The sequence below is a fragment of the Massilia alkalitolerans DSM 17462 genome, assembly GCF_000427785.1.
GTDB lineage: Bacteria > Pseudomonadota > Gammaproteobacteria > Burkholderiales > Burkholderiaceae_D > Telluria > Telluria alkalitolerans.
This window is the reverse complement of sequence record NZ_ATYR01000002.1, coordinates 289000-307346: the sequence shown is the minus strand read 5'-3', so window position 1 is coordinate 307346 and position 18347 is coordinate 289000. Positions and strand designations below refer to the sequence as shown.

The 18347-nt window shown below is 61.0% G+C and carries 9 protein-coding genes; 3 read left to right on the top strand and 6 right to left on the bottom strand.

Features of this window, described 5'->3' with window-relative positions; all coding sequences use genetic code 11:
• Nucleotides 1-422: 422 nt before the first annotated feature.
• The 3 genes from YWC_RS28095 (at nucleotide 423) to gudD (ending at nucleotide 5816) form a co-directional block, all read left to right on the top strand.
• A complete protein-coding gene (locus YWC_RS28095; protein WP_267872153.1) occupies nucleotides 423-2534 on the top strand; it encodes a TonB-dependent receptor in 2112 nt (703 codons plus the stop codon).
• 62 nt (nucleotides 2535-2596) lie between these two features.
• Complete coding sequence (locus tag YWC_RS0103285; RefSeq protein WP_027864095.1) at nucleotides 2597-4447, top strand: glycoside hydrolase family 2 protein; 1851 nt, start codon at nucleotides 2597-2599, stop codon at nucleotides 4445-4447.
• A 28-nt stretch (nucleotides 4448-4475) separates the two neighbouring features.
• Entirely contained in the window at nucleotides 4476-5816 is a 1341-nt protein-coding gene (gene gudD / locus YWC_RS0103280) for a glucarate dehydratase (protein ID WP_027864094.1), read from the top strand.
• 119 nt (nucleotides 5817-5935) lie between these two features.
• Here the strand turns inward: gudD and YWC_RS0103275 are convergent, their stop codons facing one another.
• From YWC_RS0103275 to YWC_RS28080, 6 genes are all read right to left on the bottom strand, one after another.
• Nucleotides 5936-7216: a hypothetical protein gene (locus YWC_RS0103275; protein ID WP_027864093.1), complete on the bottom strand. Its 1281-nt coding sequence runs from the start codon at nucleotides 7214-7216 to the stop codon at nucleotides 5936-5938.
• Nucleotides 7217-7303: 87 nt separating this feature from the next.
• Entirely contained in the window at nucleotides 7304-8578 is a 1275-nt protein-coding gene (locus YWC_RS28090; RefSeq protein WP_084416278.1) for a DUF2264 domain-containing protein, read from the bottom strand.
• Nucleotides 8575-10656 (bottom strand): glycoside hydrolase family 88 protein, encoded by a 2082-nt coding sequence (locus YWC_RS0103265; protein ID WP_051306175.1) that lies wholly within the window; start codon nucleotides 10654-10656, stop codon nucleotides 8575-8577. Before YWC_RS0103265 ends, YWC_RS28090 begins: the two co-directional genes overlap by 4 nt.
• Before the next feature lie 473 nt (nucleotides 10657-11129).
• Nucleotides 11130-14234, bottom strand: coding sequence for a TonB-dependent receptor (locus YWC_RS0103260; protein ID WP_027864091.1), 3105 nt, complete (start codon nucleotides 14232-14234; stop codon nucleotides 11130-11132).
• Nucleotides 14235-14689: 455 nt separating this feature from the next.
• Nucleotides 14690-15808, bottom strand: a complete 1119-nt coding sequence (locus YWC_RS31400; protein ID WP_084416277.1) for a HupE/UreJ family protein — start codon at nucleotides 15806-15808, stop codon at nucleotides 14690-14692.
• Nucleotides 15809-15880: 72 nt separating this feature from the next.
• Nucleotides 15881-18235, bottom strand: coding sequence for a rhamnogalacturonan lyase family protein (locus YWC_RS28080; protein WP_211238936.1), 2355 nt, complete (start codon nucleotides 18233-18235; stop codon nucleotides 15881-15883).
• Nucleotides 18236-18347 lie beyond the last annotated feature (112 nt).

Here is an 18347-nt window from a genome sequence, read left to right as displayed (position 1 = left end):
TAATATATTACTTAAGTTGTCCTTTTGACGAGCACAGTCGACCGCTCTCGCACTGCCCACTCTCTCCACCTTACGAGCCTGGCTTCCGGAAGAGGTGCCACATCAACCCTACAGCAGGTGAGCGGTTGCATGGTGCAGTAGGTACGAGCGGCAAGACCATCTTTAGCGGTCTGAAATTTGTACGACACACGAATCTTTAGCATATTTCACTACAATATCCAGGAGACCAGATGAGTTTGTCATCCACGCGATGCCGCCTGCAGCGAACCGCTATCTCTCATGCATCCGCGCTGTTTGCCGCCAGCATGTTTGCAGCCCCGACCATGGCAGAGAACCAACCCCGGGATACCGCTGAAGTGACCGCCTAGGGTCTGCAGGTTGTCACCGTTACTGCACAAAAACGTCCGCAGGCTTTGCAGGACGTGCCAGTCGCGGTCAGCACCGTGGATGAGCGTGCCATTGAGAACCAGCAAATCGTCGGATTTTCAGACCTGACGCGCGTGGCGCCTGCTCTGACTATCAACGAGAATCCGAACAACAACAATATCGCGCTGCGCGGTATCGGCACGTTCGCGTTCAGTATCGGTATCGAATCGGCGGTCTCCGTGATCATCGATGACGTGCCCGTAATCCAGCAACTGCAGGCGTTCTCGAGCCTGAGTGATATCGCGCGCATTGAAGTGCTGCGCGGTCCGCAGGGTACGCTGTTTGGAAAAAACTCGTCGGCCGGCGTCATCAATATTGTCACCAAGGAATCGAGCGAGGAGCGCGAAGGCCATGCCCAGGTGACCGTGACCAGCGACGGTGAGCGACGTCTCGAAACCGGTATTTCCGGCCCTGTCAACGATAAGCTAGGCTATCGCCTGAATGCCTATACCGGCAACCGGGAAGGCGACATCACGAATCTGGAGTCGGGAGCCAGGCTCAATGGTGAGCGCAGCAAGGGCGTGCGCCTGCGCCTGGACGTCAAGCCCACACCCACACTCGATGGTCGCCTAATCGCCGACTACAACAAGCGTCGCATCGAAGGCCCTGTAACGACCTTCCTGGCGGTGCCGCCGGGTGCTCGCTTGCGCGGCGTGGCGCCGATCGGACCGGCCGTGGTCGGCATCACCCCCGGTCCGGACAACCGCGCTGTACGCATGGACAACCCGGGCTTTGCCGAACACGAGTCGCGCAGCCTTTCGGGCGCCGTGAACTGGAGGTTCGACAGCCATACGGTGACCTCTGTCACCACCTGGCAGGACTGGCAGTTCGATTTCCTGAACGATTTCGATGGTACGAATTTGGACCAACTCGGTGCGCAGACCAACGGCGTATTCCGTGGCGGGATTACCGCCGGCGGCCCATATCGCTCGCGCATGTCCACTCAGGAGCTGCGCTTGAGCTCTGCTGGCGACGGTGCGCTGAGCTATCTCGGCGGCCTGTATTACGCGGATTCGCGCACCGAACGCAGCTTTGTGCGCGGACCTGTCTCGAACCTGGCTAACTGGGACGCTCGTTCCGGCAACCAGACCGCCGCAGCTTTTGCCCAGGCCGAATACCGGATCACCCCGGCCACGCGCGTTAGCGCCGGTCTGCGCTTTAACCGCGAGACGATCGAGGTCGATTTCACCAACCGCTTGCCGGCGGTGCCAGTCAGTTTCGACGGACGCAGCCGCGACGATGCAAGCACCGGCAAGCTGGCCCTGCAGCACGACCTGGCCAAAGACGTGATGGTGTACGGCTCGTTTGCCACTGGTTACAAAGGGGCAGGCTATGATATCTCCACCGGCTTCAATTCCGCCCGCGTGCGGCTTCCGGTTGCGCCCGAAACCTCAGAGGCGTGGGAGCTGGGCATGAAGAGCCGTTTCCTGCGGAATCGCCTGCAAGTTAATGCCACGGTGTTCCATACCGATTACAAGGATTTTCAGGCCCAGTCGCGCCGCCTGGATCCGCTCACCCAGACCTACGAAAACGCAGTCACCAACGTCGGCGAACTCCGCACCCGTGGCGTGGAGCTGGAAGTCCAGGGCAAGCCGATTAACACCCTCTTGTTGGAAGCCTCGCTCGCCTGGGTTGATGCGATCATAAAGAAGTTCCCGAATACGACCTGCTACCCGGGCCAGACGCTGGCCGCTGGCTGCGTACCGGTCAATAATGTGCCGTTGCAGGACTTGTCGGGCAAGCGCTTGTCAAACGCGCCGCGTACCAAACTCAATGTCGGCGCGACCTACAATTTCGCGATTGGCGAGTCCGGCTACAGTGGGATCGCCAACCTTAATGCCCAGTACCAGTCTAGCGTGAACTACGATCTCGCTGCCAATCCTTTGGCCGTACAGAAGGGCTACGGTATCGTCAACGGTAGTGTTGCGTTCTTCAATCCGGCGCAGAACGTGAAGCTGACTTTTTACGTCAACAACCTGTTCGACAAGAGTTATGCCAGCTTCGTCGGCGATAACTACAGCGTGTTTGGGAATGTGCCCGTGCTAACGCAGACGCTTCCGCGCAACTCGGACCGTTACTTCGGCGTGCGCTTGAGGTACGAATTCTGATCTTTTCCTGTAACGCACGCGCAGCTTTCGGGCGCGTGCTCAACCAATCTTGCTGCGACTTCATGTATAAACTCTCTATCGCGTTGTGGGCTTTTATCGGGGCGATTCTGTGCCAGGACGTTGTGGCGCACGAAGCCAGGTCCGATTCCCTGCGGCCCGCTTTTCTCCTGGCCGGCGCGCTGCACCGCGACGGCCAGGACCTGTCGGGCCAGTGGACCTATTCGAAGGACCTGTACCGCACCGGCCTCACCGACATCAACGGCTGGGTGGCCAAGTCGCGCATGCAGCGCTACCGCGACATCGACGTCGCCGCCGTCGAGGCCAAGGGTGGCGTCGATTTCTTCGAGTTCGACCTCGACCGCGGCCCGCTCATCAACCTGCCGGGCGCTTGGAACGCCGCCATCCCCGAGCTGCGCTACTACGATGGGCTGATCTGGTTCCAACGCAAGTTCAATGCGCAGCCGGCCGCGGGAAAGCGCGCCTTCCTGCGCTTCGAGGCGGTCAACTACCGCGCCTATGTCTACCTGAACGGCAAGGAGGTGGGACGCCACGAAGGCGGCTTCACGCCCTTCGTGCTGGAAGTGACCGATGCGCTGCGCGCCGGCGACAACCGCTTGGTAGTGGGCGTCGATTCGACCCACGACGCCCAGTCGATCCCGACCTTCATCACCGACTGGGACCTGTACGGCGGCATCACCCGCCCGGTACGCCTGATTACCACCCCGGCCACCTTCATCGACGACGCCATGGTCCAGCTGCGCCCGGACGGGCGCATCGCCGGCGAAGTGCGCCTGCAGGGACCGCAGGCCGCCAACCAGGCCGTGACGGTGGCGATCGGTGCGCTCGCCACCGCCCGCGCCGTCACCGACGCCGGCGGCCGCGCCGTGTTCGACCTGCCGGCCCCGAAAGGCCTCGAACGCTGGTCGCCCGAGAAGCCGATGCTGTACGACGTGCGCTTCAGCGCATCGGGCGACACGGTTCGCGACCGCGTCGGCTTCCGCACCATCGCGGTGAAGGGCAATCAGATCCTCCTGAACGGCAAGCCGGTCTGGCTGCGCGGCATCTCGCTGCACGAAGAAGAGTTCGGCCCCAACCCGGCGCGCAACATGACCGAACAGGCTTCGCGCGCGCTGCTGCACGAGATCAAGCATGGCCTGAACGGGAACTACGTGCGCCTGTCGCACTACCCGCACTCGGAAACCACGGTGCGCCTGGCCGACGAGATGGGCCTCTTGGTGTGGAGCGAGATCCCGGTCTACTGGACGGTCGACTGGGACAACCCGGCCGTGCTGCGCAAGGCCCTGGCGATGCAGGCCGAGACCATCTACCGCGACCGCAACCGCGCTTCGGTGATCATGTGGAGCGTCGGTAACGAAACCCCGGTGGCGGACGCGCGTACGCGCTTCCATGTGGCGATGGCGGACAACGTGCGCCAGCTGGATCCTTCGCGCCTGGTGAGCGCGGCGCTGCTGGTCAAGCACGACGGCAACGCGCTGGCGATCGACGATCCGCTGGCCGACAAGCTCGACGTGCTGGCGGTGAACACCTATGCCGGCTGGTACGGCTCCGACAAGCTCGACGCCGTCGCCAGGCTGAAGTGGAGGGTGCCGGCGGACCGTCCGCTGATCCTGTCCGAGTTCGGCGCCGACGCGCTGGCCGGTTACAAGAACGACGGTATGAAGAAATTCACCGAGGAGTATCAGGCCGAGTACTACCGCCAGACCCTGGCGATGGCCGAGCGTATTCCGACCCTGCGCGGCATGTCGCCGTGGATCCTGAAGGACTTTAAGTCGCCGCGCCGCGAGCACCCGGTGTTCCAGAACGGCTGGAACCGCAAGGGCATCGTGTCTGAAACCGGTGTGCGCAAGCAGGCCTTCGGCGTGCTGGCCGACTATTACCGTAGCAAGCAATAAATAACATTTGAATTCTTTGGAGTCATCGATGAATACCCCCGTCTCAGGCGCCCCCGTCATCACCGCGATGCGGGTCGTCCCCGTCGCCGGCCTGGACAGCATGCTCATGAACCTGAGCGGTGCCCACGGCCCCTGGTTCACCCGCAACGTCGTGGTGCTGACGGACAGCGCCGGCAACATGGGTCTCGGCGAAGTGCCGGGCGGCGAGTCGATCCGCCAGACCCTGGAAGACGCGCGCCCGCTCGTCCTCGGCAAGTCGCTGGGCGAATACAACGCGGTACTGAACGCCATCCGGACCAGCTTCGCCAATCGCGACGCCGGCGGACGCGGCCTGCAGACTTTCGATCTGCGCACCACCATCCACGCGGTCACCGCGGTCGAATCCGCCTTCCTCGACCTGCTCGGCCAGTTCATGAACGTGCCGGTGGCGGCCCTGCTGGGCGAGGGCCAGCAGCGCGCCGCGGTGCCGATGCTGGGTTACCTGTTCTACATCGGCGACCGCGGGCGCACCCGGCTGCCGTACCGCGCCGAAACGGATGTGGGCGACGCCTGGTTCAGGCTGCGCAACGAGGAGGCGATGACTCCTGAAGCGGTGGTGGCCCTGGCCGAAGCCGCGCAGGCGCGCTATGGCTTCCAGGACTTCAAGCTCAAGGGCGGGGTGCTGTCGGGCGACGAGGAAATGGAAGCTGTGATTGCCCTGCACGAGCGCTTTCCCGAGGCGCGCGTCACGCTCGACCCGAACGGCGCCTGGTCACTGGCGGAAGCGGTGCGCCTCTGCCGCGACAAGCACGGCGTGCTGGCCTATGCCGAAGACCCCTGCGGCGCCGAGAACGGCTTCTCGGGCCGCGAAGTGATGGCCGAGTTCCGCCGCGCCACCGGCCTGCTCACCGCCACCAACATGATCGCCACCGACTGGCGCCAGATGGCGCATTCGATCCAGCTGCAGTCGGTCGACATCCCGCTGGCCGACCCGCACTTCTGGAGCATGCAGGGTTCGGTGCGCGTGGCCCAGCTGTGCGACATGTTCGGCCTGACCTGGGGCTCGCACTCGAACAACCACTTCGACATCTCGCTGGCCATGTTCACCCACGTCGGCGCCGCCGCGCCGGGTAGAATCACCGCAATCGACACCCACTGGATCTGGCAGGACGGCCAGCGCCTGACCAGGGAGCCGTTGACGATCGAGGGCGGCCAGGTGAAGGTGCCGGCGCGGCCGGGCCTAGGCATCGAGCTCGATGTCGATGCATTGGAAGCGGCGCACCAGGCGTATAAAAACATGGGCCTGGGCGCGCGCGACGATGCGGTGGCGATGCAGTTCCTGATCCCGAACTGGAAGTTCGATAGCAAGCGGCCGTGCATGGTGCGTTGAGTGTCAACCAGGCGTTGAGCCAAGCGGCTCGTGGCGCGAATGGGATCCATTCGCGCTCCAGGTTCAGTGCCGACTTGCCATCCACCCTCACCATGGAAACTTGGCATTGGCGAGGGGCGCTAACCGGCATGACCCTCCATCGGGAGCGACTGATGGCACAGCCATTTGCGAATGGCGGTGCCGTTCCGATACTTTCCATAGGATGCCACGGAGCGAATACTCGTACGTGGGACGCTTGCTGCCCCGCGTCGGTCACGATGTCCGGAGAGTCCGATGTGCACCGCTGTCACCGCAGAGGCCGCGCCCCTTGTCGTGATGAGCAGCTGGTCGCCAGCGAGATCGACGGTGTCGATTTCGCCACCCCTCAGCGCGATGCCGAGATTGTCCGGCGCGGCAAGGTCCGTCAGATGTTCCACCTGCGCCGCTTCGCTCAATGTGATTGCGATCCGGTTCGAATGCATCCGTCGGGCCGCTGTCGCACGCAGTACGTCCCAGCGCCCCTGGCGCAGCAAGGCCTGAAAGGCTACTGCGTACAACTCGCCGCGCATGTCATGGCCTTGGCTTGAATGGTGCAGATAGTCGCGCGCAAAAGGAAAGTTGTAGCTGGGTCCAAGGCAGAAGAACGCGCCCCCATGTTCAATGGTACGTACATGCTCGTCGAGAATGGAACGCACGCCTTCCGAACTCTCCTGGAAGCTCGACGGCTGTACCGACAACATCCACACAGGATCGCGCTGCCCGGTTATCGCTTGCACGGATGACTCGATCTCGGCACGCACCTGTTCCTGCAAGGCCCCAAGGCGTCCCTCTCCGGCATCACTCTCGCCTTGTGCGGTCAGGATCGCCTTGACAACGTAGCCCTTGCCCTCACGCTTGAGCGCCGCATGCACAGCTGTCGTGGCCCGTTGCAGGTTGCGAAAGCCATGATACTTCGGCGCCGCGTTCAGTCCAAGGTTCCGGATTTTCTGTCCGCCTTCAGCGACGTTAAACAGCACGACCTCCGAAAAAGGCAGGTCCGCCGCCCGCCCCCCATCGTCGACCAGACGTAGCACCATGCTTTCGCCAGCAGTCGAACCATGCGAGCTGCTTCCCATGGCGCCGTGCAGGGGTGCCAGGCCTGTGATTCCATCGGGTGCAAGCTCGAGCGATCGTCCGCCGGTGGTGGCCATGCCCAGCCAGATGTTGTTAGCCGCAGTGCGAGGCATGCGCAACTGCCGCGGATAATCCGTTCGCAGTAGCGCAGCGCGATCTACGGCCTGACCTTCCGAATTGGACTGTCCGTACTCGATTACACCCAGCACCGCAGGCTGCTGCTCGCGCGTGCGAGGGATAAGGCCGCAAGCGGTACAGGTAGAGATGATGGACAGGATGAAAGTGCGTCGGTTTAAAGTGATCGGCATGGCGCAAGCACGTATGTAGTAACAGCGGTGGTGTCCTGAGGGCGAATTCGAAGCGTGTCGAGCAGCATGAAGGCAAATCCTGCACAGCTAGCGCTGTAAAACTGGCAGTGTGATCTCGTGCTCGTCGCGCAATGCTGCGTCCTTTGCCACATCGGCACCCCCCCATACTTGCTGCGCCGTCCAGGGGACGGGAGGAGCGCTCCAGAAGCCGTGAGCCGGCGGAAGTCCGAGCGGTAGTAGTGCGTTCGCAGCGATGTAAAGGCTCCCGGTGGACACGTATTCTTCGCCGAGCCTGGGCTGGTGGCCCGCCAGGCCGATGCGCAGCCAGCCATTGGAATCGAAGGTGCCCGCCGGCTCCATCGTGCGGCCAATGACGGCGCCCAGGGCTTCGCGGACTTGAGCAGCTTGCAGCGGCTTGGGCAGCCTGTCCATGAGCGCCATTTGCGCCAGCGTCTGAAACGCACCGCAACGATAGGGAAGGGAACGCCCCAGGGGAGGAAAGCTGCCGTCAGGCGCTATCATGCGTTCTTGGATGGCCGCGTGGCGGATCGAGCGGGCCAGTACCTTTTCATATGCGGGTACGAAGCGGCGGTCGCGTTGTTGCAGATATTCGAGGCAATCGACCAGCATCGGCTGAATGACGTAGCCGTTGTAGTAGTCCGCGTGATAGCTCTTCCCGTCGCCATACGTGCCGTCTCCAACGTACCAATTGAGCATGACCTGAATATTGTTTTCGAAGCGTTTGAACTCCGTGGAACGTCCGGCCATCATCAGGAAGCATTCGATCGTCGCGGCAAACATGACCCAGTTATTCCGGATCGGATTGGCGAGTTTGCGCGTGGATTCAAGCGCCGCGATCACGTGGCCTTTCTCCTCGCTGGACAGGGGCTCCCACAATGCCCGCGGCGCGCGCAACATCGCAAGTGCCACATACGAGGCATCCACCAATGGCTGGCGCTGGCGGTTGAAGTTCATGAAGTCAGGCGAAGCAGGATTGGTGGCGCGCTCGAGTGATGCCCGGGCCCATCCAATATAGAGGGCCTGCAACGTCTTCTCGTTGCCACTTGCCCCGGTCAGCTCCAGCCAGGGAGCGATGCCGCTCAACAGCCGGCCGAACGCTTCCAGGTGAGAGAAATTCTCACGGCCCTTGCCGGCTTGCTGTTCGACCGGCATGCTGGCCTTCAGCGTTCCCCTTGACAGGTTCTCGAGCACCGGACGGCCCAATTTGTCGGCGATCTTCAGCCAGTAATCGCGTGTTCCGGTAAGTGCGCGGCCTGGTCCTGCCGCGCCGGCCGTCGGCATGGCGAATGCAAGGCCTGTCGCTGCCGAGACGTGCAAGAAACTGCGTCGTGAAGTATTCATTGATTTCCTTGTTTGCGCGTGAGTTCAGCACGCCGTTTGTCAAGCCAGGTGCGGAACTCGGGAAGCGACCTGATGCCTTGAAGGTCCTGGGTCCATGCGATACCGAATGCGTAGTCAATCGCGGCCGCATCCTTGAACGCGACAAACAGGGTGTTACCGTCGTTTGCCGGCGCGCTCGTCACGCTGTCCGGGCGGTAGAAAACGGCGATGCCGAGCTCATCCTTTGCCAGGCTTTGCCGTCCCCAGGTAGCGAAATAAGCCCAACCGCTCTGATCGGCACCGTCGGCGACGACTGTGGTGCCAGGGTGGACGACCATTCCGGTGACAAATGGGTCGCCGCCTGGCGCGCCCGCCCGCGCCGAGACACGCGTCAACGCCGAACCCGAGCGGATCGACAAGCGTGTCGACAGATCAGTCTTGCCTTCGTCGAGGCCGGCGTTATGCACCTCGGCCGACGCCGACCGGGCATCGGTGTTATCCAGCAAGACACTGATGGTGGACTTGCCGAGCGAGACGACCTTGCCGTCGCGCAGGCGGCCTATTCCGCCAATCCCTACGCTTGTGCCTACCTTGAAGATGTCCATACCCCAAGGCGCCATCGCGTAGTAGCTGTCGCCGCCTACGCCTACGGTGTGCAACATGTTGTCAGGCGTCTTCTTCCCAAAAATGTCGACCGCCATGCGCTCATCGAGATATAGCCTGTAGGCGGCAAGGTCAGACTCCCATCCCAGTCCTTCAAACGCGATCAGGTCGTCACCGATGGTGTGATCCGGTGGAAGCGTGTAACGGCTTTTGAGCGCATAATTTTTCCCTTCCGTGCGGACGTTCAACACCATTTGCGGGTACGGCGGGGCGTGAACGGTCGGGTCTTTGCCGGGTGAGAGCTTCAGATCGGCGACTGCCGATGCCGCCAGCAGGAAGGCGCCTCCACCATAAAACTGCGTTTCGCCATAGCTGACGTTGTCCGGCCGGTCCCCCACCGGCTGGACATAGCCAAGAAGACCGTTCGGATGGACCGCACGGACAAGGGCAGCCCACCCTTTGCGTACCGACGGCTCAAACGTCGCTCGATCGAGCAGGCGGGCCTTGATGCCCCAGGCAAGTGCGTAGGTGAAAAACCCGGTGCCGCTGGTCTCCGGACGCGTGCTTGCGGGATCGGCCAGCAATGACGGGGACCAGTATCCGTCCGCTTTCTGCAGCGTGACGAGCCTGGCCGACATCTGTCTGAAGATGGTCTCCATCCGCTGGCGGGCCGGATCGTTGGCTGGAAGCATGGGTATGAGGCGCGCAAGGCCCGCCAGAACCCACCCGTTGCCACGGCTCCAAAATACTTTTTCGCCATTCGGTCCACGCCGATCGAAAAAGCGCGAGTCGCGGTAGAACAGCTGTTCGTTTTGATCGTACAGATAGGCCGTAACAGCGAGGAACTCACGCTTGGCGTACTCCGCGTAGCGCTGATCACCAGTCAGCCTGGAAAGCTCGACCCAGGCCGGTGGCGCCATGAACAGGGCGTCGGACCAGCACCACCGTTTCCTGCAATCGGCGATCGTCGGGTCGCCACGCTCACCGTGCTGAAGTCCGACGCCTACCGGCGGGGCCGCAAGGATCTGGTCAAAACGCGCCCGCAGTGGTGCGATGGCCTCCATTCCTGCACCATTGCTTGCCGCCCAAAGATAGGCTTGGCCGATGACGTGATCGTCCGCATGATATGGGCGGGATGCCAGTTTCCACTGATTGAACTGGCCCCGCGCCAGAATCGCTGCCTTGTATTTCGGGTTATTCGAACGATCGGCGAGCTCGCGCAAGCCCACGAAGAATGCGCCCTGGACCCAACCGGTCTCCTTGAACGATTCCATAGGCAAGCCAGCTTTTGCACGGCCATCGGCGTATCGCTGCAATTGATGGTCCGCGACCCGTTCCGCGAGTCTGAGCGCCTCGGCCGGCGCGTAGGGAATGTGCACTGTACTGGCGGCCGGTGTTGGCGCGGCATTGGCGTCTTGCGCCTCACCTGCAACAATACTGAGTAAGGTGGCAGCCATGATGAAATTCGCTCGAAATGCGAGCGCAGTGATGTTCATAGGAAGGTTCTCCTTTTTCTAGCTTTAACCATGTGCCTGCTATGTAACTGGGGGAATAAAGCACCGGTCAAGCCAAGTCGGGTGGGCATGGCTGAAGGAAAGACCGGCATTGCTGATGTCGATCACCTTGACGAGCAACCGGGACGGAGCTGGGCGGCACAAGTAGGCGATGGGGTCCGAGTCGACAGATTGCCGTGCTCGCTTTCGAGATTGCATGCTCATCAGGAACGCTGCTGGGGAAGATTGAGCGGTGTCATAACGTGCAAAAAAAGCCGAGGGTACCCCTTGTACCCTCGGCAAAGATCCATGGAGGAGACAACACCATGGTCGACAGAAACGGGGCGTGCCGTGGCCGCGCCGCAGCGCGGCCGTGGCCATAAATCGGATCCGCACATCAAATGCTGCAGATCCGTATCGCCTCTGCGTTTCCCTAAATCGACAACAAGCGGAGGCGATATCCCAGATCGAAAAGGTCAGTATTTGTAGCGGAGGCTCACGTAATAGCGACGACCGGACCAGCTATAGTCGATCGGCAAGGACGCATTACCAGCCGTGCTCAGCGTGCGTTCGTCAGTCAGGTTCTTCGCTTCCACGGAGAAGGTGAGCTGCTTGCTGAGGCGGTACTGAATCTTGGCGTCGAGGAAACCGGTCTTTTCGAAGAACACCGGCGTATTGCCCGAAATCGATCCCGAGTAGTAGCCATCCCGGGCGTTGTACGCCACGCGGGCATTGATCGGACCCTGGTCGTACCACAGACCCAGATTGTACGAATTCTTCGACATGCCAGGGAAGGGCAGTTCCGTGCCGTCCAGCGGGTTGACGAGCTCGTCGCCGGGGGCATAGTCATAGCGCATGCGCGTGTAGTTGACGTCGACACCGAACCCGGACAGGAAGCCCGGCAGGAAGGTCAGCGCCGTGCGGCCCGCGATTTCAAACCCTTCTGTCGTCGCGCCTTCATAATTGACGGGCGCGGTCACGTCGAAGAGACGTCCATCGCCGAACAGATCGCGGCGCTCGACGACTCCGTTAATGATCCCGGTATTGATGTCCTTGCGGAAGTAAGCAAGGCTCATCTGACTGCCGCGGTTCGGATACCATTCGAGCGACAGGTCCTTGTTGGTGGCGCGGTAGGGTTTCAGGTTAGGGTTGCCAGCGGAGCAGTTGTCAAAGCCGTCGCCACCGAACTGGACGGCACCGCCATTGATCACGCAATTGAACTTGGGGTTAAGGTGTTCAAGATTCGGTCGCGCCATGACCTTTGCCAGCCCCACGCGCACCACCATCGCATCCGGCATCACCCAGGTGGCAGCGTTGAAACTCGGCAGCCAGTCGTCGTACTTGGTCTCGCGTTCAACGACGGTATCGCTGATGGTCACGTTAGTCCCGGAAGAACTGCCCGGCGAATTCTCGAAGCGCTGCTGCAGGCGCTGGCGGCCTGCAGCAGTGGTCTTGGTACCCGAATAGCGCATGCCAAAATTGCCCTCTACCGTGTAGCCGAGCACCTCCTGGTCGAAGTCCAGGCGCAGGTAGCCGGAGCGGATACGTTCGCGGACGTTATAGCTCGGCGCCTGCGCATACAGCTTGCCGTCGCTGCCCAGCGCCTGGCGCACCCGATCGCGGTTCAGGTAAGTGCTGTCGAAGAACGGCGCTGCCGCGGCAAGGTCCGGCGTAGGCCAGTTGGCAGGGAAACCGCTCAGGTCACCGGGTTTGAAGTTTGGTCCCGCGCGAAGAATCGCTTCGGCCATCTGACGCATCTGTTCAGCAGACACATAGCTTTCGCGATAGGTCGACTCGGTATAGGGTTGCTCTTGCGGGCCACGGATGGGCCGGCTGGTATTCAAGGGGTCGTAGGTAAAGCTCTGCCGCACCTGCGAGGTGAGGAGGGTCACGTCGTCATCTGTGCTGCTCAGGTCGCTGCCGGGATCGACCACGCCGCCGCCTTCGGTAAACCGCAGCGAGCCGTTCTTGCGTCCCTGGAAGCCAACCGAAACCTTGTGAATGAACGGCAGGCCAGTGCGGTAACGCAGGTCGAGCTTGAGCTGGTCCTCGAAACTCTCTTGTTCCACAGGGGTGTAGTTGTACGACGCGCTGGTGAAGGCGGTCGGGTTGGAGAGGCTGACTGCCGTCGACGGGTCGATGAAGCGCGGCAGGCCGTTTTCGTCGAGCGAGACCTTCAGCCCGGGGGCATTTATCGTCATGCCGATGAAATTGGTGTCGTTCTCGTACTTGGCTTTGGAACGGACCACCTGGCCTTCCACGTCGAGCCGGCCCTTGCGGTAATTGAAGCCGGCGGTACGGTATTGCTGTTTGGATTCCTGCCCGAAGTCGCGCAGTTCCGAGCGGAGGGCATTCGCGCCGCCCCTGCCCGACACTGCCAGGCAGTTGCCAACGACGTACTCGGATACGCGATGGTCCGTCACCACGACGCCGGCCGGCTGGGAGGTGGTCGGCGCTGCGGTACAGCTGCCGCCGCTGGGTACGCCTGCCGCATTGTAGGTTGGCAGTCGATTCGGGGATGCCAGTACATTAACGTTGAAGCTCTGGATCACGGTCCGATCAACGAGGCGCGAGTCCTGCCCGGAATCGGTCAAGGAGGCGTATGCGCTCAGTTCCTTGGTGAACTGGTATTGCGCAGTGAGTTCCGCGCTCTTGCGTTTGTGGTCGCGGGTCAGGAGGCTGTGGCGCGGATTGGTCGGGCTGTAGTCGAACCACTGGCGGTCGCAATCGGTCCGCTCGGCGCCGGTCAAGGCCGTGCAGCCGGTTTTGGCGCCGATCGCGGCAGCGGCCGGATTGAGCGAGGTCACTGTTTTTTCAGGGGAGAAATCCCAATCTCGCAGGAGGCTCCAACCGGAGTTACGCACGCGGTCGGCCCTGGTCAACACCTTGTCATACACGATGTTGGCCATCAGGCCCAGTTTGCCGTCCAACATCCGGTCCGCGATCAACAGGCTGGCGCGCGGCTGGGTACCGCCGCGCAGGCTGTTTCGTTCGGCAGAGACGGTAGAGGCGAACGTGAATTTCTTGAAATCGAGCGGCTTGTTGGTCTTGACGCTCACCGTGCCACCGAGACCGCCTTCGGTCAGGTCGGCGGTCACGCCCTTATACACGTCGATCGATTTGATCAGTTCGGATGGAAGTTCGCGAAGTTCGGGTGCGCGGTCACCGTTCGGCGACTCGCTGGTCGACAACACCGACATGCCGTTGATCTCGATCCGGTTCAGTTCTGGCGCGACACCGCGGATCGACACCTGGTTGCCCTCTCCGAAGTCGCTCTGGATCTGCACGCCGGTGATACGCGACAGCGCCTCGCCGACGTTCTTGTCGGGGAACTGGCCGATGTCTTCCGCCACGATGGAATCGACGATGGTGGAGGCGTTCTTCTTGTTCTCGATCGCCGAGATCACGGATTGACGAGTGCCGCTGATCACCACGACATTTTCTGGCTGCGCTGCAGGTTCCGGCGCCGGCGCCTGCTGGGCCCATGCGCCTGGCGTACTCAGGGCCGATACAACGGCAGCGACAGCCGCAGCGCAGCGCGTGCGTCGAAGAGTGTAATAACGCGAATTGCTTTGATTCATAACTAAGTCTCCAAAGGGGCACATTCGGACCGGCCCTCTATTTAACGGGATATTGCAAATTCCGGGTAATTCACTACTTGGTAAATATTATCCGGCGCAGTTACTCGATATCAGTATTGCCGCGTTATTCAAGTAAGACAAGGCAAACTCCGCCCGTCTCGAAAACTGCTCAGTTTATTGATTAAACCCGAGATTTTGTGTAACTTTGCCGAGCAATTCAAGGCGATTTGACGCCAGCAATCACTGCGCTTTTCGGATTAAAGAAAGTGGGCGTGCACGGGGAATCCGGCAGCCGCTCCGGTTTCCTCTCTTCGGATTGCAAAATATGAATCTCCACCAATTGCAGAGATGTCAATCACGATATTTACCTTATCGCAGAGGGCAGTAAATCCATTCAAGGCAAATATGGATCTCCGATAGGATTATTATTATTCGATCAAATCGCCGTACTGTCGCTAGGTTATCCGCTGCCCAAGCCAAAATACCCCGATAGTCGCCACCATCAGCGATAGGGCTGGCTGGCCATAGCGTAAAAAGCCTGTATGACGCCGCGCCAGTTGCAGTACAGCGATAACTGGTAACGCAACAAGCAACTGACCCGCTTCAACTCCCATGTTGAACATCACCAGGGGAACGAAGAATGTCCTGTCTCCGTTCCCAAGTTCATCTTGCAAGGCCCCCGCAAAACCAAAGCCATGGATGAGGCCAAATCCGGCGGCCATCCAATACCGCGATGCGGCGCCGTCGTCATCGCGCAGGTTCTGTATGCATGCAAGGACGATTGACAGAGCGATCAACGGTTCGATGATGGCGCTTGCCGGCCTGACCACGCCGAGCGCGGCCAGTGCCAGGGTCAGTGAATGTGCCAGCGTAAAGGACGTCAATACATACAGGATCGGACGCAGGCGTCGCAGTCCGAGCAGCAGGGCACCCAGGAATAACAGATGGTCGAAGCCTTCGAGGATGTGCTGGACGCCCAGCCTGAACATGTCGGCCCCGCCGCTTGCCGGCGTGCTTGAGCTGTCGGCAGCCAGATTCAGCTTGGCCATCGGGGCGTGAACGGAGAGGACCGCGCGCGACAGTACTCTTCCATTGGCGCCCGCGCTCACGATCGTCATCGGGCGCATGGCCTCGATGTAGCCGAATGTCGCGGCAGTTACGTGTACTGAATCGGTGGATGGACGTGGATAGATCAGGAGATAAGTCGTTTCCATATCGCCGAACGCGACGTGCGCAGCGCTCGGCGTCATTGCCACTCCGCCCGCGGCGGACACGTCGAGGATCGCCGCAGCAGCGGTCAGCGGCAAGCGTGCGCTTCCCGTCTCCGATCGCGCCGCTTCGCTCTTCAGGGTAGAAACTGCTCCCGGCGTCATGCCTGCACGGACCAGACTGGCGCGCGCCGCGTCGAATCCCAAGGTCATCTTGATCTCAAGTTTGCGGTCGAATACCAGCAGCTCGACGTTGCCTTCGAACGGATCGTGGGCATGCGCCGGCATCAGTACCGCCAGCCAAAGCAGGCACATGCAGGTAAAGCGGCGCAAGCATTGTAGCGAAAGAATGTTGTCGAATGGCATGAGACGATCTTGAACCTTGCGTACCGGCCACTGCGCGGAGCAGCCGGTACGCGGCAGGAGAGTCAACGAGAATTACTGGACCGTGATTTCATCGATGATGCCAAGGCTTTGACCGGTAGACTCGAAGCGCACGACGTTTGCAAAGCCGGGCTGCAGCACGACCGGAACCTGGATCGTGGCCCATGCGCTGAAACTGCCGGTAGGCTTGAAGATGATCGACCGGGCTACACCGTTGATCTTCAGGATGCCCGTACGAGGAGTCGGGTTGCCATTGGCATAGCGAACGGTCAGCAGCTTGCTTTCGCCGGCGCCGCCGTGGATGTTGCTCAGCTCCGCACTGCCGCCGGTTGCCGGAAAACTCAGGAAGCCGGTGCCGCGATATCCGCTGCGATCCGTATTCACCGTGGTTCCGCCGGCCAGTCGCGCCGACTCTGCCTGGAAGGTGCCGGTGCCGACGTAGCGGATATTCGGTTGCGGCGGTGCTTCCATGTCGGCTCCAATGTAGTAGTCCGGCAGGTGAGCCTGCATGTAGCCCTTGATGGTCATGCCGTTACGGTAGGCTGGGTTGTGCGCCATCGTGTACAACCTGGTCGAGGTCGGCACGTTGGTCGTGAAGATGACCAACTCGTTCTCTGCCTGGTTCATCAGGACGATTTCAGAGCGCCAATCCCCCATGATGTCGCCGAAGAAGTAGGGATTCTTGTTGGCCAGTTTCGGGGTGCCGTAAGCGCTGCTGTTCACCGAAACCAAGCGCTTCAGGCCCGTCGAGACGGTCGGCGCCAAATGATTCCATTTTTCCAGCTTGTGGTCGTTCAGGCTTTCGGCCAGCAGATCGCCGTCCCACCAGATCGTATGCGACGGCCATGGGCGCAGGTTGGTATTGGGTTCGGTAAGGGTATTGGTCAGGCCGTTGAATACCCCATAGAAGGACCAGACTTCGAGACCACTGACCCGTGGATCGATGTCGCCCACCTGGCCTCGTCCGACGTCGACCAGTTCGCCGGCGGTGCTATGTCCCCATTCGACGACACCCGTACTGGCATCGTAGAAGTACTCCAGCAATCCGCTCGGGTTGTGTTGCTGCACGCCATAGCCCTTCAGAGCGGTCTGGGTGGGGCCGAAACGGGTAATGTGGAAGCGATCGCCGTGGGACACGCCGTCCAGCACATAGCGTTGGCTTCCATTGCTGTTGATCATGAAATTACCTGTGGCAACTTCGTCCTTGCCATCGCCATCGATGTCGATAATCCGCATCTGGTGCGATGGCCGGTGCGGATTGCCAACTTCGGTGAACGGGAATACCCAGTTCTGGGTGATCGTCGAGCCTCCGTTCCAGGTCCAGGAAGCGAACACATTATTGAAGGTGCCGCCCTTGTCGGTGTTGCGATTGCGGCCCCAGTAATAAATCGATGGATTGACGCCATCCGCGTAGCCGATGCCCAACTGGGTTCCGAATGGCCCTGCCTGGGTGTAGAAGTCGCTCGGGAACGGATGGGTCGCCAAGGGTACGCCAGTCTGGCCGTCAATGACCGCGACGAACTGCTTGCTCGGGTCGGCGTTGGTGAAGGTGGTGCCGTTGCCGAACGTCACGCCATTGGCAATCTTGAGGATCACTTCGGCCTTGCCATCGCCGTTCAGGTCATAGACGGTGACGCCATCGTACATCCCGACACTGAGTGTCGCCGGACCAGGCTTGACGTTATAGGTATTGAGACTGCCGGGACCCATGCCGATGCGCCACAAGCGGGTACCATCACGCTTGAATGCCTCCAGGAACTGCTGGCCGACACCCAAGTCTTCGTTACTACCTTCCACGTAGGGCGCCAAACGGTCCAGCACGTAGTCATATTCGCCGTCTCCGTCCAGGTCGCCGACCCAGACGAACTTGCTCGCGTAGCCGGCCTCAGGTCCGTTCGCGAGGGGGATGCGTACGATCGGTTCAACCGGGCCGTTTGCTTTCAGCGCGAAGGCAGCACTAGCGGGTTGTTCCACACCCGCAATTACCGGTCGAACTGAATAACTGTAGGAGGAAGCAGTTGCAGCGGCACCATCAACGTAGTTGGTGCCCTGCGTCAGCGGGGTGGCATTGAGCTTGATGGCAGGGCCGCCGTTGGTGGAACGGTAGACGTTGAACGCAACACCTTCAGGATCCAGCCCCAGCAGGCGCCAGCTGACAAACACGGCGTTTGCGCTGGTGCGCACGGCGACGACGCCACGCCCGAGGTTTTCCATCAACCGGGCATCCACAGCAGCGGATGAAACGACCGTCGACAGTTGTCGCGCAGCGTGCGCGCTGCTTTGTGTCATTGTGCCGGTCTCTGGCACGGTACCTGCGCCGCAAGCGCTCAGCAGCGCTGCAACAGGAAGGAGTATGCCGAGCTGTTGCAGGCGTGTCCGTACATGGCGGGTGTAGTTTATGTCTTGCATAAGGTCTCCGGTATTTTCCAGTTATGCGTCCAATGTCGTACTCACAATCACTAAAACTTTAGAGTAGTAGTGTTCGGATAGTAGTTCTGGGCGACCAGTACGTGTCACTGGA